Origin of the sequence: Rheinheimera nanhaiensis E407-8 (genome assembly GCF_000296695.1) — a bacterium.
In the GTDB taxonomy this organism is placed as follows: Bacteria; Pseudomonadota; Gammaproteobacteria; order Enterobacterales; family Alteromonadaceae; genus Alishewanella; species Alishewanella nanhaiensis.
This window is the reverse complement of sequence record NZ_BAFK01000004.1, coordinates 177,539-197,949: the sequence shown is the minus strand read 5'-3', so window position 1 is coordinate 197,949 and position 20,411 is coordinate 177,539. Positions and strand designations below refer to the sequence as shown.

The 20,411-nt window shown below is 52.8% G+C and carries 20 protein-coding genes; 11 read left to right on the top strand and 9 right to left on the bottom strand.

Annotation, left to right across the window (positions count from 1 at the left end; genetic code table 11):
- Window positions 1-1,320 (bottom strand): histidinol dehydrogenase, encoded by a 1,320-nt coding sequence (gene hisD, locus RNAN_RS05055; RefSeq protein WP_008219444.1) that lies wholly within the window; start codon window positions 1,318-1,320, stop codon window positions 1-3.
- 2 nt (window positions 1,321-1,322) lie between these two features.
- Complete coding sequence (gene hisG / locus RNAN_RS05050; protein WP_008219442.1) at window positions 1,323-2,231, bottom strand: ATP phosphoribosyltransferase; 909 nt, start codon at window positions 2,229-2,231, stop codon at window positions 1,323-1,325.
- A gap of 450 nt (window positions 2,232-2,681) precedes the next feature.
- Here hisG and RNAN_RS05045 point away from each other — a divergent pair, with 450 nt between their 5' ends.
- The 7 genes from RNAN_RS05045 (at window position 2,682) to RNAN_RS05015 (ending at window position 7,933) form a co-directional block, all read left to right on the top strand.
- Window positions 2,682-2,933, top strand: coding sequence for a hypothetical protein (locus RNAN_RS05045; RefSeq protein ID WP_008219440.1), 252 nt, complete (start codon window positions 2,682-2,684; stop codon window positions 2,931-2,933).
- 88 nt (window positions 2,934-3,021) lie between these two features.
- Entirely contained in the window at window positions 3,022-4,947 is a 1,926-nt protein-coding gene (yoaA, locus tag RNAN_RS05040; RefSeq protein WP_008219439.1) for a DNA repair helicase YoaA, read from the top strand.
- Between the two features lies 1 nt (window position 4,948).
- Entirely contained in the window at window positions 4,949-5,662 is a 714-nt protein-coding gene (gene tsaB, locus RNAN_RS05035) for a tRNA (adenosine(37)-N6)-threonylcarbamoyltransferase complex dimerization subunit type 1 TsaB (protein WP_008219436.1), read from the top strand.
- 182 nt (window positions 5,663-5,844) lie between these two features.
- Window positions 5,845-6,150, top strand: coding sequence for a hypothetical protein (locus tag RNAN_RS05030; RefSeq protein WP_008219434.1), 306 nt, complete (start codon window positions 5,845-5,847; stop codon window positions 6,148-6,150).
- 61 nt (window positions 6,151-6,211) lie between these two features.
- Entirely contained in the window at window positions 6,212-6,952 is a 741-nt protein-coding gene (locus tag RNAN_RS05025) for an SDR family NAD(P)-dependent oxidoreductase (RefSeq protein ID WP_008219432.1), read from the top strand.
- Window positions 6,949-7,449 carry a DUF2878 domain-containing protein gene (locus tag RNAN_RS05020; protein ID WP_008219431.1) on the top strand — a complete coding sequence of 167 codons (501 nt, stop codon included), beginning with the start codon at window positions 6,949-6,951 and terminating at the stop codon, window positions 7,447-7,449. The genes RNAN_RS05025 and RNAN_RS05020 overlap by 4 nt, the downstream gene beginning before the upstream one ends.
- On the top strand, window positions 7,433-7,933 hold the full coding sequence (locus RNAN_RS05015) for a chalcone isomerase family protein (protein WP_008219429.1): 501 nt from the start codon (window positions 7,433-7,435) through the stop codon (window positions 7,931-7,933). The genes RNAN_RS05020 and RNAN_RS05015 overlap by 17 nt, the downstream gene beginning before the upstream one ends.
- Window positions 7,934-8,018: 85 nt before the next feature.
- Here the strand turns inward: RNAN_RS05015 and katG are convergent, their stop codons facing one another.
- From katG to RNAN_RS18635, 3 genes are all read right to left on the bottom strand, one after another.
- Window positions 8,019-10,274 carry a catalase/peroxidase HPI gene (gene katG, locus RNAN_RS05010; protein ID WP_008219426.1) on the bottom strand — a complete coding sequence of 752 codons (2,256 nt, stop codon included), beginning with the start codon at window positions 10,272-10,274 and terminating at the stop codon, window positions 8,019-8,021.
- A gap of 253 nt (window positions 10,275-10,527) precedes the next feature.
- Window positions 10,528-10,932, bottom strand: a complete 405-nt coding sequence (gene rnk, locus RNAN_RS05005; protein ID WP_008219424.1) for a nucleoside diphosphate kinase regulator — start codon at window positions 10,930-10,932, stop codon at window positions 10,528-10,530.
- Complete coding sequence (locus RNAN_RS18635; RefSeq protein WP_008219423.1) at window positions 10,932-11,342, bottom strand: GreA/GreB family elongation factor; 411 nt, start codon at window positions 11,340-11,342, stop codon at window positions 10,932-10,934. The genes rnk and RNAN_RS18635 overlap by 1 nt, the downstream gene beginning before the upstream one ends.
- A 397-nt stretch (window positions 11,343-11,739) precedes the next feature.
- Between RNAN_RS18635 and RNAN_RS04995 the strand changes: the two genes are divergently transcribed.
- On the top strand, window positions 11,740-12,273 hold the full coding sequence (locus tag RNAN_RS04995) for an OmpA family protein (protein WP_008219420.1): 534 nt from the start codon (window positions 11,740-11,742) through the stop codon (window positions 12,271-12,273).
- Between the two features lie 96 nt (window positions 12,274-12,369).
- Here RNAN_RS04995 and RNAN_RS04990 read toward each other — a convergent pair whose 3' ends face one another.
- A complete protein-coding gene (locus RNAN_RS04990; protein WP_008219418.1) occupies window positions 12,370-12,780 on the bottom strand; it encodes a hypothetical protein in 411 nt (136 codons plus the stop codon).
- Between the two features lie 187 nt (window positions 12,781-12,967).
- On the opposite strand from RNAN_RS04990, the gene RNAN_RS04985 reads away from it, so the two are divergent.
- Together RNAN_RS04985 and RNAN_RS04980 are read left to right on the top strand one after the other, a co-directional pair.
- Window positions 12,968-14,020: an aldo/keto reductase gene (locus RNAN_RS04985; RefSeq protein WP_008219415.1), complete on the top strand. Its 1,053-nt coding sequence runs from the start codon at window positions 12,968-12,970 to the stop codon at window positions 14,018-14,020.
- 94 nt (window positions 14,021-14,114) lie between these two features.
- Window positions 14,115-16,628 carry an EAL domain-containing protein gene (locus RNAN_RS04980; protein ID WP_008219413.1) on the top strand — a complete coding sequence of 838 codons (2,514 nt, stop codon included), beginning with the start codon at window positions 14,115-14,117 and terminating at the stop codon, window positions 16,626-16,628.
- 52 nt (window positions 16,629-16,680) lie between these two features.
- On the opposite strand, the gene RNAN_RS04975 is transcribed toward RNAN_RS04980, so the two are convergent.
- The 3 genes from RNAN_RS04975 to RNAN_RS04970 form a co-directional block, all read right to left on the bottom strand.
- Window positions 16,681-17,112, bottom strand: a complete 432-nt coding sequence (locus RNAN_RS04975) for a DUF3429 domain-containing protein (protein ID WP_008219411.1) — start codon at window positions 17,110-17,112, stop codon at window positions 16,681-16,683.
- 91 nt (window positions 17,113-17,203) lie between these two features.
- Window positions 17,204-17,332, bottom strand: a complete 129-nt coding sequence (locus tag RNAN_RS19495) for a hypothetical protein (RefSeq protein WP_008219409.1) — start codon at window positions 17,330-17,332, stop codon at window positions 17,204-17,206.
- Window positions 17,333-17,411: 79 nt separating this feature from the next.
- The gene (locus RNAN_RS04970) at window positions 17,412-19,247 is read right to left on the bottom strand and encodes a M1 family metallopeptidase (protein ID WP_008219408.1); all 1,836 of its coding nucleotides are present in this window, start codon (window positions 19,245-19,247) and stop codon (window positions 17,412-17,414) included.
- A 122-nt stretch (window positions 19,248-19,369) separates the two neighbouring features.
- Between RNAN_RS04970 and selD the strand changes: the two genes are divergently transcribed.
- Window positions 19,370-20,410, top strand: a complete 1,041-nt coding sequence (selD, locus tag RNAN_RS04965) for a selenide, water dikinase SelD (RefSeq protein ID WP_008219406.1) — start codon at window positions 19,370-19,372, stop codon at window positions 20,408-20,410.
- Window position 20,411: the final 1 nt, after the last annotated feature.

Genomic DNA, 20,411 nt, shown 5'->3' with positions numbered 1-20,411 from the left:
TTAACCCTTAATCGAATTTAGTTCAGCCAACCGTAAGCGCACCGCATTGGCGTGCGCGTCCAGGCTTTCGGCTTGCGCCAGGGTGACAATTGCCGGGCCAATATTACGCATACCCTGAGCGCTTAGCTTTTGCACCGTAAAGCGGCGGTAAAAATCGGCCAGCGATAAGCTCGACACCGTCTTGCTGTATCCGTAGGTCGGCAGTACATGGTTGGTGCCGCTGGCATAGTCACCGGCAGACTCCGGCGTCCATTTGCCGACAAAGATACTGGCGGCGCTGTTAAATTGCTCTACCAGTTCATCATCACAAGCGGTTTGCACAATTAAGTGCTCCGGCGCATAGGCATTGGTTACCGCCACTGCCTGGGCTAAATCGGCGGTTAGAATATAGCGGCTGTGGCTAAGCGCGGCGGCGGCAATGTCTTTACGCGGTAATAGCGCCAGTTGGCGATTAACTTCGGCCTGTACAGCGTCAATCAAATTGCTGCTGTCGCTGACTAAGATCACCTGCGAGTCGGGGCCGTGCTCGGCTTGTGATAATAAATCGGCGGCAACAAAGGCGGCATTAGCGCTGCTATCGGCCAGCACCAACACTTCCGACGGCCCGGCCGGCATATCAATTTGTGCACCTTGGGCATCCTGGCTCACCTGCTGTTTGGCTTCGGTGACATAACGGTTGCCCGGGCCGAAGATTTTATCCACTTTGGCGATGCTGTCAGTACCATAGGCCAGCGCGGCAATCGCCTGGGCACCACCGATGGTATAAATCTCGTTAATGCCACATAGCTCAGCCGCATACAGAATTTCCGGCGCGATATCGCAGGCTTGGGGTTTTCCGGGCGGTGTTACCAGCACTATGCGCTCGCAACCGGCTAACTGCGCCGGTACGCCCAGCATCAGCACGGTAGAGGGCAGCGGCGCACTGCCGCCGGGGATATACAAACCCACAGCGGCAATAGCGCGGCTTTTCAGCTGACAGCTTACGCCGATACTGGTTTCTACTTCGATATCACACGGTAACTGGGCAGCGTGAAATTTACGAATGTTGTCATAGGCCAGTTCAATAGCCGCTTTACGCTCTGGCAACAGTTTTGCCAGCTGTGCCTGTTTCACTGCAGCACTTAACACTAGCGGGTTGCTATCCAGGCCATCAAATTGCCGGCTGTAAGCACGCAGCGCCGCATCGCCGTTCGCGCGCACGCTGCGGATAATCTCAGCTACCTGAGAGCTTAGCGATGCGGAGTCAGCCAGCGCTGGCCGTGCCAGCGCCGCCTGCTGCTGTGCGGCAGATAAGGAAGCCCAATTAATTACGCTGGTCATGGCTACTCCATCATCTTTTCAATTGGCAGCACTAAAATCGAGCTGGCGCCCAGCGCTTTTAACTGCTCCATGGTTTCCCAAAACAGCGTTTCACTGCTCACCACGTGAATGGCCACCATCTCATCGTTGCCGGCCAGCGGCAGCATGGTCGGGTTCTCTGCACCTGGTAGCAGCGCAATCACTTCAGCAAGGCGGGCGCGCGGCGCGTGCAGCATAATGTATTTACTTTCATTGGCCTGCATGACGCCGTTGATGCGCGGCATCAGCTTGTTAATCAGCTTTAGCTGGCGCTCGTCGCTTAAGTCTTTGCGCTGAATAAGCACTGCCTTGCTGCGGTAAATCACTTCCACTTCTTTTAAGCCATTGGCTTCCAGTGTGGCGCCGGTAGAGACTAAATCGCAGATGGCATCGGCTAAACCTGCGCGCGGCGCAACTTCTACCGAGCCTTTTAAATTGACAATGCGGGCATTTACGCCTTGCTGCTTTAAATAGCGGCCGAGCAAGCGCGGGTAAGTGGTGGCGATGGTTTTACCTTCCAGGGAGGCACTACCTGTGTAGTTTTCTTCCTGCGGTACGGCAATAGATAAGCGGCAGCCGCCAAAATCGAGCCGTTTTAATACGGTGTAATCAAAGCTGTCGTTGTCCAGTTTGCGCTGTAGTGATTCTTCTTCCAGCACGTTTTCACCGACGATGCCTAAATCACAAACGCCGTCCATCACCAGGCCGGGGATATCGTCATCCCGTACGCGCAGGATATCAATATCCATATTTTCGACATGGGCGATCAGCCGCTGTTCGCGCAGGTTGATTTTTAAGCCGCAGCTGGTCAGCAGAGCTTGGGAGTCGACCGATAAACGGCCGGATTTCTGCATAGCGATGCGTAAACGTTTAGATTCAGTTGCCGGACTCATACTGGTCTCCGTGACGATAATTAAAAAGTGTAATACGAATAAACAAAAACCCCGGGCCTGGGCTCGGGGTTGTTATATTGCTGTACCACCGGAGCGCCAGAAATTAGCCCTCCGAAGTAATCGGACGGCTAGTCGCTATGATGATGCAGTACAGTTACAGTATTCATACTTTGGGTTTTGCTGGTTAAGTTGCTATACAAGTTACCTGTATCTGCTGTTAAGTGCAAGCCGGTTTTTGTTTACTGGCTATACAGATGCTTTTGTTAATGCTTTGATTATTATAGTAAATGTGGTTTTTCTCCTGTCTGGCGAAAAAATAATAGCTGTGCTTAGTATGCCGGATACTGAACTTTGTGCTGAAAAAATGCTCAGGTTGTATAGTCAATGCGTGTTGATTTAAGTTTGGCCCGGCATTGCCGATAACGGGGAAATGGCGTTAAGGAGAAGCGAATGGACGCTTTTATGCCCTTTGTACAGCGTGTACCCGGTACACCGGTCGAGCCTGATCCGAAGCAGGTGGTACCGGTGTTTAAGGATGCGCGTCTGACGCCCATCAAGCCGCATGAACAGAAGTATCTGATCCTGACCAGACCGGCGCGTAGAGGCGATCGCCGCCAACAAGACTATCCCGAAGCGCCCTATACCACGCCGGAAGATGAGCAACACGTTGATAAAGACGGCCACCTGGATATTTTTGTCTGAATTTGCCGGCTAATCAGGCATAATAGCCGCCTTATTTTTCTATTGGTTTGCGTTGTGCTGTTCACCTTCTGCCACACTCTGAGTCATTATGCGTAAGCAAGTTGCCAGTGCTTTTGCGCCAGGCGGCGCCTTATCTGCGCATATCGCTGGCTTTAACGCCCGCGAGGCGCAGCTGCAAATGGCGCAGGCAGTGGCTGAGGTAATAGACACGCCAGGCAGTCTGGTGGTGGAGGCCGGTACCGGTACCGGCAAAACCTATGCTTATTTAGTACCGGCGCTGCTTAGCGGGAAAAAAGTGGTGTTATCCACCGGTACCAAAAACCTGCAGGAGCAGCTGTATTTTCGTGACTTACCCAAGGTAGTTAAAGCTTTAGCCAGCCCGTTGCAATTGGCGCTGCTAAAAGGCCGCAGCAATTATTTGTGTATTTTTCGCTTAGAGCAGCACTACAACCATGTGCCGCTGCAGGACGACCAGTTGATCCAGGATTTAAGCCTGATCAAAAAATGGGCGGCCGAAACCCAAAGCGGTGATATTGGTGAGCTAAGCTATATCAGCGAAGACTCCAAAGCCCTGCCTTATGTTACCAGTACCACCGACAACTGCCTGGGCAAAGATTGCCCGGTATACGAAGACTGCCATTTATTAAAAGCGCGCAAAAAAGCCCAGGCAGCGGATTTGGTGGTGGTGAATCACCATTTATTCTTTGCCGATTTAGCGCTAAAAGACACCGGCTTTGGCGAATTATTGCCGCAAATGGATGTGATTATTTTCGACGAAGCCCATCAGCTGCCCGATATTGCCAGTGATTATTTTGGCGAGAATATCTCCAGCCGTATCTTGCTGGAGCTGTGCCGCGATATTGATGTGGCTTGTAAAACCGAGCTGCGTGACCATCCGCAGCTGGCTAAAACGGCCGATAAAGTCGCGCAGCTGATAAAAGACTGGCGCTTGCAGTTTAGCAGCGAGCCCGCGCGCGGTAACTGGCGCGAGCAATATCAAAAGCCAGAGATGCAGCAGGCGCTAAACCGGGTGGTTGAAGCTATTGATATGCTGTATCTGGTGATGAAAAGCAGCCTGGGGCGCTCTGATCTGATTGATAATGCCTTTGAGCGGCTGGCGCTTGGCAAAGCACGGCTGCAAAAGCTGACCGATATGCAGCAAACGGGCGTCAGTTTATGGTTTGAAACCAGCCGGCTGCATGTCAGTTTGCATCTAACGCCGCTGAGTATCGCTGATAAATTCAGTGCCATTGTGGCTGAGAATGAACGCAGCTGGGTGTTTACCTCGGCTACCTTGTCGGTAAATAACGGCTTTAGCCACTACACCGCGCAAATGGGGCTGAATAATGCCAAAACCCTGCTATTGGAAAGCCCGTTTAACTATGCCGAGCAGGCGCTGTTGTGTGTGCCGCGCTATTTAAGCGAACCGCATGAACAAGGCATGGCAAAGCAGTTATTACACATTGCGGTGCGGCTGATTGAAGCCAATAACGGCCGTTGTTTCTTCTTATTTACCAGCCATCGTATGTTGCAGTTAGTGGCACAGCAACTGCCAGACTTAGTGCGCCAGCCGGTACTGGTGCAGGGTAGCAGCGGTAAACGTTTGTTATTAGAACAGTTTGTTAAACTGGATAATGCCGTGCTTTTGGGCACCGGCAGTTTTTGGGAAGGCGTAGATGTACGTGGTGATACGCTAAGCTGCGTGATTATTGATAAACTGCCGTTTGCCTCGCCTGACGAGCCATTGTTACAGGCGCGCAGTGAAGATTGCGCGCTGCGCGGAGAAGATCCGTTCGCGGCGGTGCAACTGCCACAGGCGGTAATCACCTTAAAACAGGGTGTTGGCCGCCTTATTCGTGATGTGACCGATCGTGGTGTCATGGTGATCTGCGATAATCGCCTGGTCACTAAGCCCTATGGCGAAGTATTTTTAACCAGCCTGCCGCCAATGCGCCGCACCCGCTCGCTGGAGCAGGCGGTACAGTTTTTACAGCAAATAAAACAGGATAATTAAGTTGAGCACAGCCAAGATAAAATTACTGGCCCTTGATACTTCTACCGAAGCCTGCTCGGTTGCGCTGCAATACGGCAGCGAGCTGTTGACGCTGGATGAAGTGTGCCCACAGCAGCACAGCAAACGTATTTTGCCGATGGTGCAGCAGCTGTTAAACCAGGCCGGGCTTAGCCTGAATCAACTCGATGGTATAGTGTTTGGCCGCGGCCCCGGCAGTTTTACCGGTGTGCGTATTGGCGTAGGGGTAACCCAGGGTTTGGCTTTTGGTGCTGACTTACCGGTGTATGGTATCTCAACTCTGGCGGCAATGGCACAGGCAGCCCACAAGTTACACGGCGCCACTCAGGTAATAGCAGCAATTGATGCGCGCATGGCTGAGGTGTATATCGGCCGCTTTGCGTTGCAAAATGGCCTGATGCAGGCTGAAACTGAAGAGTTAGCGGCAAAGCCGGAAACGCTCAGCGCCTTTAACCTGAACGGCGACGTCTATGCTGTAGGCACCGGCTGGCAAACTTATGCTGATGTGTTACGGGCAAAACAGCAGGCCATTATTGCTGCCGATATTTTATACCCATCGGCGCAGGATATGCTGACGCTGGCGTTGCCGGCATTGGCGGCCGGGCAGTTTGTTGCTGCTGAGCTGGCCGAGCCGGTGTATGTGCGCGATGAGGTAACCTGGCAAAAACTGCCTGGCCGAGATAGCCGTCCTACTTGAAGCTGCAGCGGTGTTGGCTGCATTAACTCGCCCCAATCACATAGATAACTATGCTCATGGGGACGAGTTAACTTGCCGCCTTGCTGCATCGTCAATTAGTTTGGCTATCTGAAATGTAAAAATGCTTGGTTTGTTGGCGGCGCTGGCTATAATTAGCGCTATGTCTGTCTGGGTTTTGTACTATGACGCTGAATATTAATGCTGCCAGCAATGCGACACAAAGTATCAGTACCGTATTTAACGGTGCTGAGCCACGCCGTGTCCAGCTACAGCGTGATGAACAACGCACCGAACTGCCACAAGGCCGTGGCGTAAAAGCCAGTGCTGATGTGATTAACCGGCTGGATGATGAGCGTCGTCAGCAAAGCAGTTTCTCCGCCAGCAGCGACAAACGCAGCCAGCAAGCCATAGATGCCTACCAAAGCCAGGCCAACGAGCAGCGGCGCAGCGAAGTGCAGGCGCTGTTGGGGGTCGATCTTTACGCTTAAGTAAATCCAACTTAGTTGCGCTACCGTAGTCTTAACAGCAAAGCCACATTCTGGAACTGTTATGACTTCTACCTGTTTAATTACCGGTGCCAGCTCCGGCATCGGCCGCCAACTGGCGCAACATTATGCCGCTAACGGCTGGATCGTATACGCCGCAGCCCGGTCAAAAGACAAGCTTGATGATTTGGCCAAAAGTGCCGGTATTATTGCGCTGCCGCTTGATCTGACCGACACCGCCGCCATACAGGATACCGCTACCCGGCTGCAACAGGCTGGCGTGGTGCTGGACTTGCTGCTGTTAAATGCCGGCACCTGCGAATATGTCGAGGCGACCAATCTGGATCTGGCCGCTTTTGAGCGTACCTTCGCCATTAACTTTCAGGCCGTGGTGGCGGCAACGAAATTTTTTATGCCTCTGCTCAAAGCCTCGCTTAGCCCACAGCTGGCGATTGTTAGTTCAATGGCGCACTTTTTTCCTTTTACCCGCGCCGAGGCCTATGGCGCCAGTAAAGCGGCGGTCAGTTATTTTGCCGATAGTTTGCGGGTAGACTTAGCTGACAGCGGTATCAGTGTGCACCTGATTGAACCGGGTTTTGTTGATACACCATTGACGCAAAAAAATGATTTTGCCATGCCATTTTTAGTACCGGTGGAACAGGCGGCCGAGCGCATTTACCGGGCATTACAGGCCGGGCAGAGCCGGATCCGCTTCCCGCGCCGGTTAAGTGTCACCTTAAAGCTACTGTCGTTACTGCCATATAACCTGAGAAGTAAAATGGCGCAGCGGATGAAACAGCAATGAGTGGCGGCCAAAACTTTAACTGGCGGGCGCTGATTGGCTTTGAGCTGTGCTGGTTTGCGCTAGTGTTTTGGCAAAGCCTGGCCATGGTGCCGGTATTGCTGTACTGGCTATACGGTTTTTGGCGTTTAAACCGCCGGGAGCGGGTGGCGGTGCTGCTGATTATGCTGGTCGGGCTGGCGCTTGATAGTGCACTGGTTGCCGCCGGTGTGCTGAGCTTTAGCGCAAGCCCGAGTTTACCGCTGTGGTTTGTGTTGTTGTGGGGCGTATTTGCTCTGGCGGCAGTAGAGTTTATGGCTAAGCTTCTCACCAAACCCTGGCTGGCTGCCCTCTTGGGTGGCAGTGGTGGGCCTTTATCGTATTGGGGCGGGGCAGCATTAAGTGGCGGCGTGCTGCAATTTCCCTCGCCGCTGTATGCCGTCATAGTGTTGGTCATTGCCTGGGCGCTGCTTGCCATAGCGCTGGGCCAAAGCAGGAGGTTTTATGTTAAAGCCAGCTAGCATGTTACTTGCCGCCGTACTGGCATTTAATACCAAGGCGATGCCTGAGCTGAAAACGGTAGGAGAGGGCTCGTACCGCTATTTATTCTGGCAGTTGTATGATGCGCGTCTGGCGACTGCCAACGGCAAGTTTGCCGATTATCAGCAAAGTAGCCCGGTGCTGCTAGAACTCACCTATAAACGCGACATTAGCCGGCAGCAATTTATTGATGCCACCGTTGATGAGTGGAAAAAGCTCGGCCACAGCAGCGCCGAGCAGCAGCAACAGTGGGCAGCACAGTTACAAAACCTGTGGCAGGACGTGAAAAAAGGCGACAAGCTGGCAGCGCTGTTACTGGAAGATGGCCGGGTACAGTTTTATTTTAATGGCACAGAGACCGGCGTTTTAGAAGACACGGCTTTTGGCGCGGCGTTTTTTGATATCTGGTTACACCCCGATACCAGTGCGCCCAAGTTACGCCGTGAGTTAACAGCGGCTAATTAGCCGGCTCGCCGCTGAGTTTATAAGCAAAATAAAAGCGCTGCCGGTTAGGGCAGCGCTTTTTCTACGCGTTAATTTAGCGAATCAATTAACGATCCAGGTTCATCACCTTAACCCAGGCTTTGACGAAATCATCGACAAACTTCTGTTTCGATGTGTCATAAGCGTACACCTCAGCAATGGCTCTTAGTTCAGAGTTAGAACCAAAGATCAGATCGACTGAGGTTGCTGACCACTTTTTCGCGCCGGTTTTGCGATCAAAGCCTTCGTAAACACCTTCGTCAGCTGCTTTTTTCCACACGGTGGACATGTCCAGCAGGTTAACGAAGAAATCGTTGTTTAAGGTGCCAGGCTTGCTGGTAAATACCCCATGCTTAGCGCCCTGGAAGTTTGCATCCAGCGCACGCATACCGCCGACTAACACCGTCATTTCCGGCACCGATAAATCCAGCTGGTCGGCTTTATCGATCAGCATTTCGGTTGGCGAACGGTAGCTGTTTTTCGCGTCAAAGTAGTTTCTGAACCCATCTGCGGTCAGCTCCAGTAAGTCAAATGACTCCACATCGGTCATCTCCTGCGTCGCATCACCACGACCTGGTGTAAAGGGCACAGTAACATTGTAGCCTGCGTCTTTAGCAGCTTTTTCAATCGCAGCGGCACCACCTAGTACAATCAGATCTGCCAGTGACACTTTACGACGGCCTTTGTTGAAATCACTCTGTACTTTGCCAAGGGCAGCCAGTACTTTGGCGGTTTCCGCCGGATTGTTTACCGCCCAGTCTTTTTGTGGCGCCAGCGCAATACGGGCACCGTTGGCACCGCCACGCATGTCTGAGTCACGGTAACTGGCCGCTGAAGCCCAGGCCACCCGCACCAGCTCTGGCACTGTCAGGCCGGTTTTCATAATACTGGCTTTAAGTGATTTAACATCGCTGTTATTGATGGTCGACTGGGTTTTCTCATCAATCGGGTCTTGCCAAATTAGCACCTCTTTGGGTACCTCGGCACCGATAAAGTTACGTGGTGGCCCCATATCGCGGTGCGTCAGCTTGTACCAGGCTTTAGCAAAGGCTAAGCGGTATTCTTCCGGGTTTGCCAGAAAGCGCTCGGCAATTTTGCGATACTCAGGGTCAAACTTCAGCGCCAGATCTGCGGTGGTCATCACCGGCGGGTTCAATTTACCTTTAACATGCGCGTCAGGTACCACGGTATGCAGCGACTCGTCCGTGGGGATCCACTGAATCGCGCCGGCCGGGCTGCGCGTTTGTTTCCAGTCAAAGTTCAGCAGGTTGCTTAAGTACAGCGTGGTCCAACGGGTCGGGGCCTGTGTCCAGGCACCTTCTAAACCACTGGTAATGGTATCTTCAGAATGGCCTTTGCCGCATTTATTTTTCCAGCCCAGTCCTTGCTCTTCTATAGATGCTGCACCTGGCTCTGCGCCCATGCAGTCTGCTGGTTTGTGCGCGCCGTGCATTTTACCGAAGGTGTGGCCGCCAGCGATCAGCGCCACGGTTTCCTCGTCGTTCATCGCCATACGGCCAAAGGCGACACGGATGTTCTTGGCTGAACCGACCGGATCCGGCACGCCTTTCGGCCCCTCCGGGTTAACATAAATCAGACCCATGTGGGTCGCACCCAGCGGGCGCTGCAGTTTGCCGTCAGCATCTTCGCGGTCACTGGCCAGCATCTCAACTTCCGGCCCCCAGTACACCACATCGGGTTCCCAGTCATCGGCACGGCCACCGGCAAAGCCATAGGTTTGAAAACCCATGTTTTCCAGCGCCACGTTACCGGCCAGCACCATTAAATCAGCCCAGGATAAGGCTTCACCGTATTTTTGTTTAATGGGCCACAATAAGCGGCGGGCTTTATCCAGATTACCGTTATCCGGCCAGCTGTTTAGCGGGTCAAAGCGCTGCTGGCCACCGTCTGCACCGCCACGGCCATCCAGCGTGCGGTAAGTACCGGCGCTGTGCCAGGTCATACGGATAAAGAACGGGCCATAGTTGCCAAAGTCGGCCGGCCACCAGTCTTGCGATTGCGTTAACAGCGTATCAATGTCTTTTTTAACCGCCGCCAAATTCAGTTTGCTAAAGGCCTCAGCATAATTAAAGTTGGCACCGTAGGGATTAGAGCGCGCGTCATGGTCGCGCAGAGGTGATAAATCCAGTTGATCCGGCCACCAGAACTGGTTATTGCGGGCGACACCGATTTGCGTGCTGCCCTGGCCTTTGGCGCCGGCCGGTTTGGTCATTTGTGGATTATCAGCAAAGGCGCTGCCAGACAGTAAGAGCATGCTTACCATGGTGGCCACAGCCTTAGCTTTAAACATCGGTCTTTTCATTGTCTGCTTCCTTATCGTTTACCTGGTTAATGTGTTTTTGTTATTAACAGTCGCAGCACGCCTTTGCCCGTTGCGGCACAACAAGCTTAGGTCAATACTGCTAAACGTCACAGCAAGAAAAGTGTATAGCAAGATTTTAATAGCTGTATGTGAATTAAACCGATAAGGTTAATCGAAAATTTTGATTCTTTTTAGTGGCTTTGCGGCGATGTCCGGCTGTAGGGATTGACAGCCGGGCATCGCGGCGGCGGGGTTAACGATGAAAAGCGCCCTCACGTTCAGGTTGATACAACACCTCTTCGACGGTGATGGTCGACATATCACCGCCGGGCAATGGCCAGTTAATGGTATCGCCGCACTTAAGCCCCAGTAAGGCGCTGCCCACCGGTGCCAGGATGGAAATTTTATCACCACTGCCGTTTGCATCTTTTGGATAGACAAGGGTTAGCGTGCTCTGTTTGCCGTTGGCCAGGCGAAAACGTACTGTCGAGTTCATGCTAACGACATCTGCTGGCAGCTTTGCAGGCTCAACCAAAATGGCGCGCTCCAGCTCCTGGCTTAAGCTGTCATAACCAAGGGTACCTTCAGTTAAACCGGCAAGTAATTTGTCCAGCCGCTCAAAATCGGTAGTAGAGAGCGTTATATCAGGAGTTTTCATCAGGTTTTCCTCTTCATACGTTGTTGAACATTAATAACACTGAGCACCCGCAGCCGAAGCCTGTGCCTGAGCACCGTCAGCTGGATATCTGCTTCAGTGGTCTGGCCTAATAAAGCCCGGCCCAGCGGTGATAGCACGGAAATCCGGCCCTGTTGGTAGCTGGCCTGCAGCGGATAAACCAGCTGTAGCCAGCCCTGCTCGTTGGTGTCGAGGTTTTTCAGCTCTACCGAGCTGCCGATACGCACACAGCTGCTGTCGTTATTTAGCCGGCTTTGGCCGTTGTCATCGGCAATAAACTGGACCACACGGTTTAATGCCAGTGGGGCTACAGGTAAAAACGGCTGGCAGGCCAGTGCGGCAATAATGCTTGCCAGGGGGCTGTTGGATACTTTCGGATAGCAGAAATACATGTTAGCTGCGCCTTATAAAAGCTCATATCAATGCCGAAAAAATGACGATAAGAAAAAGCTGTTATGCCGGTTTCGCGCAGGGCAAAACCGGCCTAAGAATGGAAGGCGATAGCGATATTATGCGTGCGGCACAGCGCAGCCGTGCCAGCTGAATAGAAATGAAGTAGTTGCATGGGCGTACCATAGTGCATCTGCTGCGAAAGTTCAATCATACCGGCGCTAAAACCCCGCCGGGTTAGGCTTATCAGCCGCTAAGGGGTGGCTTTGTTAATGTTGTTTTTTAATAAAAAAATAAAGAGGTTTTATTTTTTTAAAATGTAAATTTAAAGTATTTATTTGTTTTATTAAAACCATTAGAGTGTGCGCCATTATTTAACACTAACATCGGAGTTTTACTTTGCGCACTTTATCTCTATTGGCTGCCGTTGTTGCAGCCGTTTTAACCTCGGGCTGTGCCAGCACAGCGGCTAGTAGCAGTAACACAGTAACTGCACCGGTCAGTGCTGAAGCCGCTAAGCCACAAACCGTGTTTGCGGCACGCTTGCAGCCGTTATCAGCCGTGCAAAGCGCTGAATTAGCAGACGGCCGGTTAAAGCTGAGCTTTCCTGGTATCAGTGCGTTTTCGCATGATGGTGCCAGCTTAAGCGACAACTTGCAGCAGCAACTGACTGCTATTGCGCAACTGTTAAAAAACAGCCCATTTTCTCAGGTGGCGGTAGTAGGTCATAGCGATAGCTCAGGCCAGTTGGCTTACAACAATAAGTTGTCATTACAACGTGCCGAGCAGGTTAGAACCTTTTTATTACAGCAGGGCTTAACTGACGCACAGCTGGTTGCCGAGGGCCGAGGCCCGGCTGAGCCTATTGCCGATAACCGCACCAAAGAAGGGCGCTCAGCTAACCGTAGGGTAGAGCTGGAAGTTGCTTTTTAACGCCTTGGCTAAAACGAGTGGACATTGAGTGACAACTGATAAGCAAAAAAACAACGGCGGCCATCGGCCGCCGTTGTTTTTTGCCGCCACTGAGCGTTAATCGGCTAACGCCCAACCTTTTTCGGTCTGGCGCAGCTGCAGATTTTGCTGCTTTACCTGATACACATCGCCGGCATTAAAATCACCGTATTGCAGTTTTAGTAAACCAACCGCCATGCCGCTGGCCATCTTTTCCAACGGATTACCCGGTTTTTGCGTTTGCTCGTCCATGTAGGCTTTGAACGATTTATTAAAACTGATCTGATAGCTCACTTCTGCCGTGTAGCGGGTGTCGCTGTCGGTCCAACCATTGAGTTTTTCCAGTTGTTCAATCTCGACCAGGCCTGGGTGTTGCTGTTCAAATTGCTGTTGCAGTAATTGCTCCAGTTTACGTTCTCCCGGAGTATCCGAGCAGGCAGCCAGCAGGGGAAAAAGAGCCAGCAGTGCCAACTTCACTAATACGCGCATTGTTATCTCTCTGATAGTGGTGATGGTGCGATTATCTTACAAACTATCATCTGAACGCCAGCCTATTTGCCAGTGGTTATCCAGTGGTGACAAAAAAGGCGGCCGCGCGGCTTTTTATTGCTTGCTATAGTCTGAGCAGGCTGTTTAACGTATAACATCCATTATTTACTGTCTGACAGGGTTAAGCATGCAGTTTTCTGTTTTAGGCCACAGTGGTTTGGCGGTATCGCGCGTGTGTTTGGGCACTATGACCTGGGGCTGTCAAAATAATCAGGCGGATGCCGATGCACAGCTGGATTATGCGCTGGCGCAGGGCGTGAATTTTATCGACACCGCTGAGATGTATGCAGTGCCGCCCAGTAGCGAAACCTATGGCGCCACCGAAGCTATTATTGGTGATTGGCTCAAACGCAATCCGGGCAGGCGCAGCAAGCTGATTATCGCCAGCAAAATGGCCGGCAGTGGGCTGTCTTATATCCGTGGTGGCGGGCCTATGACAGCCGCTACCTTAGTGCAGGCAGTAGACGCTTCGTTGCAGCGTCTGCAAACCGACTATATCGATTTATATCAGCTGCACTGGCCCAACCGGGTTTCGCCGCATTTTGGTAAGCACCGGGTCGGCCGCATTGGTTTTAGTGACGTGAGCCGCGCTGAACAAACTGAGCAAATGCTTGAGCTGTTGCAGGCGCTGGATAACTGCGTTAAAGCCGGTAAGATCCGTTTTTGTGGCGTATCCAATGAAACGCCCTGGGGTATCAGCCAGTACCTGCAGCTTAGCAAGCAACACAACGTACCGCGCATGGTGTCGATTCAGAATGAGTTTAGTCTGCTGCACAGCAAAGACTGGCCCTACTTAATTGAGCAATGTGTACATGAAAATATTGCCTATCTGCCGTGGTCGCCGCTGGCCGGCGGCGCGCTAAGTGGTAAATACCTTGGTGGTGCACGGCCGGCCGGCTCGCGCTGGAGTATGCTGCAGCGCAATGGCTTGTTTCGTGATACGCCGCAGTCGAACCAGGCGATAGCGGCCTTTGTTGCGCTGGCTGCCGCGCACAACATGGCGCCGGTGCAGCTGGCATTAGCCTGGGTTAATCAGGTCGAGGGGGTTACCTCAACCATTATTGGGGCCACCAGTATGGCGCAACTTGAACAAAATATCGCCGCCTTTGCCCAGCCTTTGTCAGCACAGGTGCTGGACGATTTAACGCAGTTTCTCCAGCAATACCCGGCGCCATTTTAGCCTTGGCCGCACACCAGCGCCGCCTGGCCATATTTCGCTGCAGATGTGGCTGGGCTAAGCTGATACTTATGTCAATTCATCATTAAGTGGCTGTATGTCGTTACTTGCTTTTACCACCAACAGTACGGACTTATCGCAGGCGTATCAGGGGCAGCACACTGGTACGCTGGTGCTGCTGTCGTTGCTGATTGCCATTCTGGCCGCCTACACCAGTTTTAGTCACCGCCATTTAATGCAACAGGCCGTCAGTAGTTTGTCATACCGTTTATGGCTAAGCAGTGGCTCGGTTGCGATGGGGCTGGGGGTCTGGGCCATGCACTTTACCGGCATGATGTCGCTTCAGCTACCGGTCGAGGTGAGTTATCAGCTAAGCCTGACGTTGCTGTCGGTACTGCCGGCCATTGCTGCAGCCTTTGTCACGCTTAAAGTGGTGGCCGCCGGTGTGCAGCGGCCGCTGGCCATAGTGCGTGGTGGTGTGCTGATGGGCGCCGGTATTGGTTGTATGCATTATATCGGTATGGCGGCGATGGTGATGCAGGCAGAGCGGCTGTATCAGCCGTTGCTGTTTGTGCTGTCGGTGGTAGTAGCGGTATTGTTGGCAACGCTGGCGCTGTCGGTGCGGCCGCTGTTAAACCGCTGGTTGGCTAACCAACTGTTGCTGGAGTTTATCAGCTCGGTGGTGATGGGGATGGCGATCGCCAGCATGCACTATGTTGCCATGCACGCTACCGTATTTTTGCCCGCCGAGCAGGTGTATGGTTTGGGCGGCAGGGTAATGAGTAAGCAAACGCTGGGTACCCTGGCGGTGGTGGTGGCTGTGACCATCTTGCTGCTGGCGACCATTACAGTGTTAATGCGCCGCCGGGTGCTGGATGCCGAGCAAAGCCGTTATCAGGCCATGTTGCAAACGCAGCAGCTGGCGCTGCGGCTGCAGGGCATAGCGTCCCGCGTGCCAGGATTAGTGTACGAGTTCAGGCTGGCGAACGATGGCCATTTTAGCTTTCCTTATGCCAGCGAGGCGATCCGCGATATTTATGGTATCTCGCCTGAACAGGCAAAGCAGGATGCCTTACCGGCACTGAAGGCGATTCATCCGGATGATCGGGATGCGATGTTGCAATCGGTTTATCGCTCGGCAGAGCAACTCAGCCTGTGGTATCACGAGTACCGCGTGCAAGATAGTAGCGGCAGGGTACGCTGGATGCTGGGTAATGCCCAGCCGCAGCGTGACCCGGGCGGCGTAAGCTGGAGTGGCTTTATTACTGATGTAACGGCGCGCAAAGCTACCGAGCAGCAAATTCAGCAACTGGCTTACTTTGACAGCCTGACCGGCCTTTTTAACCGTGGCAAAATTCAGCAGCAGCTGCAACAACTGTGTGACGAGGCAACTGAGCACAGCGCTGTGGCGGTAATCCTGTTGGATATTGACCAGTTTAAACGCTTAAACGATACCCAGGGCCATCAGGCCGGAGATCAGTTGCTGATCCAAATGGCAAAGCGGCTACGCGTGGCAGCGCCGGCAAATGCTTACTGTGGCCGTTTAAGCAGTGACGAGTTTGTTATGCTGCTACCTGGCGCGTTGTCCGGTGAGTTGGAGCCCAAGGCTGAGCAACAATGCAGCGCACTGCGCCAGTTAATGCAGCAGCCATTTGATATTCAGCAGCATCAGTATCATTGTACGGTATCCATCGGATACTGCCTGGCGCAGCCCGGCGCTTCGTCAGATGAGTTATTAAAACAAGCCGCTATTGCGCTGTCACATGCTAAAGCGCTGGGCAGTAACAGCCAGGTGTGTTTTAACCCGGCTATGACAGCAGAAATTCAGCAGCGCTATCAGCTGGAGCTTGCTTTAGCGGCGGCGCTGGCGGCCGGGCAGTTCGAATTACACTACCAGCCCCAGTTAACTGATAGTGGCAAAGTGGTAGGGGTAGAAGCGCTGCTGCGCTGGCAACACCCAGAGCTGGGCTATGTGTCACCGGCCCGCTTTATTGCGCTGGCCGAAGAAACCGGCCAGATTGACAGCATCGGCCATTGGGTGTTGCAGCAAGCTTGTGCTCAATTGCAGCGCTGGCAGAGTGAACCGAAGCTGCGCGAGCTGATCATGTCGGTCAATATCAGTGCACGGCAGTTTTATCAACCGGAGTTTATTGCACAGGTACAGCAGTGCTTAAGCCAGTATCAGTTTAAGCCAGAGCAACTCATGTTAGAGTTAACCGAAAGCCTGATCCTGGCTGATCTTGACGATGCGGTCAGCCGCATGCAGCAAATAAAACAGTTGGGTGTCAGGTTTTCCATGGATGACTTTGGCACCGGTTATTCGTCGCTGTCTTATTTATCACGCTTGCCGTTTGATGAAGTAAAGATCGACCAGTACTTTGTCCGTAGCGCCAGCTCTGGCAAACCGCGCGACTGGGTAATCGTAGAGGCCATCATTGGTATTGCCAACACTTTTGGCATGAAACTGATAGCAGAAGGGGTAGAAACCCAGGCGCAGTACGAGCTGTTGCGTCAAAGTGGTTGCTATTGTTATCAGGGGTATTTGTTTGCCAAACCGGCAGCCGCTGCCGAAACGGCCCGCTGGATAGACGAGCACAGCCCGTTAAGTTAACTTTGGCTGCTAGATAGTCAGCAGGGATACGCACTTAACCGCTGTTAACACATCAGACACTGGCCAAAAAATACAACAATACATGGCTGGCCAGCACAACCAACGTCAGCTGATTTCGTAAGCTGCGATAAGGGCCGGCGTATTGCCGGTTCAGGCCCAGCCGGTATTCGGTTAAACGCAGCAGCACAAACAAGCAGGCTTGCGCCGGCAAAAAATACTCAGGTGCACTAAATAGCGCCACAAAGCTTAGTACCGGGAAAGCCACCGCTGCCAGCGCCAACCGCTCGGTTTTGGCCTGGCTTGCCGTGTTGCTGTGTAGCACCGGCCAGAATACTCCGGCCATAAAGCCTAAAATCAGCGCACTGTATAGCTGATAAAGCGCCAATATTGTCGCCTGGCTGAGCCACATCGGTGTGGCATACAGTAGCGGCAACACCACAAACGGGATCAGGCCGGCGTAACCCAGCAGCTTGATCAGTCTCATGCTGTGGTCTCCACTTCGGCTGCCTGCAAAAGCAGTGACATCCGCTCTTGTTCGGTTAATATTCCCACCAGTACAGTACGCCGGCGCATGCTTATACCGCGCAATCGCCGTTGCTACAGTGGCTGCGTTTCGCTGCCCAGTAGGCAGAAGCTTTTTTCACCAGCCCTTTAATTTCGCGCCGGCAGAGCCGGCAGCTGCCGTCATAAAACAGTTTTTGCATGGGCTACTCATAATAAAACCTGTTGCCAGCCATTACGCTAACAACAGGTTTTAGATCAGCACGGTTTAATGCTACAAAGCTACTTTAATAGCTCGTCCACAGTACCTTGCGCCAGTGGGTGATAGCCCGGCCGGGCTTTTTCATACACGGCACGGGCAAAGGCTAGGCCCTCCGGCGTGCTGGCCAGCTGTTTATACAGCGGAATAATCAGCTTACGCCGGCCTATGTTAATCAGATACTGCTCCAGTGGGGCGGCAATGTCCTGATAGCCGGTTTTCAGTGCCAGTAAATACCAGGCATGGGCAATTTCACTGTTGCTTGATAATGTCAGGTTAAAGGTGGCATCCAGCTCGGCCAGTTGCTCGGGGGTAATGCTAAGCGGCAGGTTATTAATAAAATACAGCCACTGGTGCACCGTCCAGTTATCAGTGGGCAAGCTGCTTAAGGCCGCTGCGCCGGCTAACCAGCCATTGGCTTGCTGCTGCACCTGATTAAAAGCATCAGATTGTGGCTCTGGCGTATCCTCAGGTAAGCCAGGCTGATAAATCCAGCGCTTTACCTCGTCCAGTGACACTATGCCGGGGTACTTGGTCAGCAGTTGTTGCTCAAGGTATACCACAAAGCGGGCGGTATCCAGGCTTTGAAAGGCATGGTCGTCAAAGTATTGTTTAACAAAAGGGTCGAACTTGTCGCGGCCAAACTTTTGCTCCAGAAACATTAAAAACAGCTGGCCCTTGGTGTAAGGCACGCCACTAAACGCATCGTCAGGGTCGCGGCCCTGTAAATCGATATGCAGTATGCTGTCATTAGCCGGCATATGCGCCAGTTCGTCTTTTAAACCCTGTACCGACAGTGCCTGCTCCATCACCGCGCGGTCAGTACCGAACACCTGCTCCATAATGCGGTTTTCAACATAAGAGGTAAAACCTTCATTTAGCCACAGGTCGCGCCAGGTGGCATTGGTTACCAGGTTACCTGACCAGGAGTGCGCCAGTTCATGGGCAATTAAATTCACCAGGCTGCCATCCCCGGCCACGACGGTGGGGGTAATAAAGCTCAGTACCGGGTTTTCCATACCACCAAAGGGGAAACTGGGCGGTAAGATCAGCAAATCATAGCGGCCCCAGCGGTAATCGCCATACAGCTGTTCGGTGGCGTCGATCATGGCCTGAGTGCTGGCAAATTCCTCCGCCGAGGCTTGCAAAATATAGGGCTCGGCATAAACCCCGGTTTGCTCACTCATGGCTTTAAATTGCAAATCACCGGCGGCAATAGCAATTAAATACGCTGGTATGGCCTGTGGCATAAAAAACTGATAATCACCATCACGGGCACTGGCCGGATCGTTTGGTGCGCTCATCACCGCCAGTACATTGTCGGGGGTTTGAATACGGGCGCTGTAGGTCATACGCACTGCGGGCGTGTCCTGAATGGGGATCCAGCTGCGGGCATGAATGGCCTGGTTTTGGCTAAACATAAAGGGCGTGGTTTTGCCGGCGGTTTGCTCTGGCGTTAACCACTGCAGGCCCGAGGCCTTGTCGGTAGAGCTATAGTAAATACGCAGGGTTTGCGCCTGAAAGCCGGGCGTTATTGTCAGCTTACTGCCCAGCACCGCATCGCGCGCGCTAAGCTCAAACGCCACTTTTTGCCATTGGCCATCGGCACGCTTGGCGTACACTCTATCGATGATTAAATCGCGGCTATCCAGATATACAGTGTTAGTTTGCTGGTTTTGCCAGCTTAGCTGCAAATCGGCGAAGCCGGTCAGGGCTTTATCAGCGAAATTAACTGCAAGATCCAGATGCAGGTGCTGCACCTTCACATCAGCATAGTTGGCGTAGGTATAGTTATCGTCGGCGATAGCCGCAGTAGTGGCCAGCAGGGTGGTGGCGCAGAGCAAAAAACGGACAGACATAGCGTTTCCTTTTCAAAAATACCGCCCGAGTGTAGCGGTAATAGCCGGCAAGTAAAAGATGCCTTGTTATTGCAAAAGGCTTTGGGTATGTTGGCGCTATTGTGTCTAAGCCGATACTGACTATGTCTGATTTTTCCACTATTAAGCTTACCGAGTACAGCCACGGCGCTGGCTGCGGCTGTAAAATTTCGCCTCAGGTGCTGGATAAAATTTTAGCCTCCGGCCTGACAATGCACGACGACAACGTGCTGGTGGGTAACGCCAGTAAAGACGACGCTGCCGCCTATAACTTGGGCGATGGCACTGCGCTGTTAAGCACCACTGACTTTTTTATGCCCATTTGCGATGACGCCTTTGATTTTGGCCGGGTGGCGGCCACCAATGCGATCAGCGATATCTATGCGATGGGCGGTACGCCTATGCTGGCGATCGCCATCTTAGGCTGGCCAGTGAGTAAATTGCCGCCAGAGCTGGCGCAGCAGGTGCTGGAAGGCGCCCGTCATACCTGCAAAGAGGCCGGCATTATGCTGGCCGGTGGCCACAGTATTGATGCGCCCGAGCCGATATTTGGCCTGGCTGTAAATGGCCGGGTGGCGATAGATCAGCTAAAACGTAACGATACCGCCAAAGTCGGCGATAGGTTGTATTTAACCAAACCGCTGGGGGTGGGTATTTTAACGACCGCGCAAAAGCAGAAAAAACTGCTGCCAGAGCATGCGCTGCTGGCGCGTGACACTATGGTGCAGTTAAACCGCATCGGTGCCGATATGGCAAAAATTGACGGTATAAATGCGATGACCGATGTGACTGGCTTTGGCTTGTTGGGTCATTTACTGGAAATGTGCGAAGGCAGCGGCCTGAATGCTGAGCTTGATAGCCACGCGGTACCGGTACTGCCGTTTGTGCCGGACTATATTGCCAAAGGTTGCATTCCCGGTGGCAGTGGCCGCAACTTTGCCAGCTATGGCGGCAAAGTATCACCATTGAGCAGTGAACAGCAGGCGCTGCTGTGCGATCCGCAAACCAGTGGTGGCTTGCTGGTGGCGGTTAGCCCGCAGGCTGAGGCGGCTTTTATTCATCTGGCGGTAGCCTACGATTTAGCGCTGCAGCCGATTGGCGAGCTAAAAGCCCGCAGTCGTGGCCATCGTATTCGTGTGCGTTAAA

Bases quoted from the DNA above. Each gene is read 5' to 3' on its own strand.
- RNAN_RS18635 (WP_008219423.1), bottom strand. From the start codon at position 11,342: ATGTATTTCTGCTATCCGAAAGTATCCAACAGCCCCCTGGCAAGCATT.
- RNAN_RS05020 (WP_008219431.1), top strand. From the start codon at position 6,949: ATGAGTGGCGGCCAAAACTTTAACTGGCGGGCGCTGATTGGCTTTGAG.
- RNAN_RS04970 (WP_008219408.1), bottom strand. From the start codon at position 19,247: ATGTCTGTCCGTTTTTTGCTCTGCGCCACCACCCTGCTGGCCACTACT.
- yoaA (WP_008219439.1), top strand. From the start codon at position 3,022: ATGCGTAAGCAAGTTGCCAGTGCTTTTGCGCCAGGCGGCGCCTTATCT.
- hisD (WP_008219444.1), bottom strand. From the start codon at position 1,320: ATGACCAGCGTAATTAATTGGGCTTCCTTATCTGCCGCACAGCAGCAG.
- rnk (WP_008219424.1), bottom strand. From the start codon at position 10,932: ATGAAAACTCCTGATATAACGCTCTCTACTACCGATTTTGAGCGGCTG.
- selD (WP_008219406.1), top strand. From the start codon at position 19,370: ATGTCTGATTTTTCCACTATTAAGCTTACCGAGTACAGCCACGGCGCT.
- hisG (WP_008219442.1), bottom strand. From the start codon at position 2,231: ATGAGTCCGGCAACTGAATCTAAACGTTTACGCATCGCTATGCAGAAA.
- RNAN_RS19495 (WP_008219409.1), bottom strand. From the start codon at position 17,332: ATGCAAAAACTGTTTTATGACGGCAGCTGCCGGCTCTGCCGGCGCGAA.
- RNAN_RS04980 (WP_008219413.1), top strand. From the start codon at position 14,115: ATGTCGTTACTTGCTTTTACCACCAACAGTACGGACTTATCGCAGGCG.
- RNAN_RS05045 (WP_008219440.1), top strand. From the start codon at position 2,682: ATGGACGCTTTTATGCCCTTTGTACAGCGTGTACCCGGTACACCGGTC.
- RNAN_RS04990 (WP_008219418.1), bottom strand. From the start codon at position 12,780: ATGCGCGTATTAGTGAAGTTGGCACTGCTGGCTCTTTTTCCCCTGCTG.
- RNAN_RS05030 (WP_008219434.1), top strand. From the start codon at position 5,845: ATGACGCTGAATATTAATGCTGCCAGCAATGCGACACAAAGTATCAGT.
- RNAN_RS05025 (WP_008219432.1), top strand. From the start codon at position 6,212: ATGACTTCTACCTGTTTAATTACCGGTGCCAGCTCCGGCATCGGCCGC.
- RNAN_RS04985 (WP_008219415.1), top strand. From the start codon at position 12,968: ATGCAGTTTTCTGTTTTAGGCCACAGTGGTTTGGCGGTATCGCGCGTG.
- RNAN_RS05015 (WP_008219429.1), top strand. From the start codon at position 7,433: ATGTTAAAGCCAGCTAGCATGTTACTTGCCGCCGTACTGGCATTTAAT.
- katG (WP_008219426.1), bottom strand. From the start codon at position 10,274: ATGAAAAGACCGATGTTTAAAGCTAAGGCTGTGGCCACCATGGTAAGC.
- RNAN_RS04975 (WP_008219411.1), bottom strand. From the start codon at position 17,112: ATGAGACTGATCAAGCTGCTGGGTTACGCCGGCCTGATCCCGTTTGTG.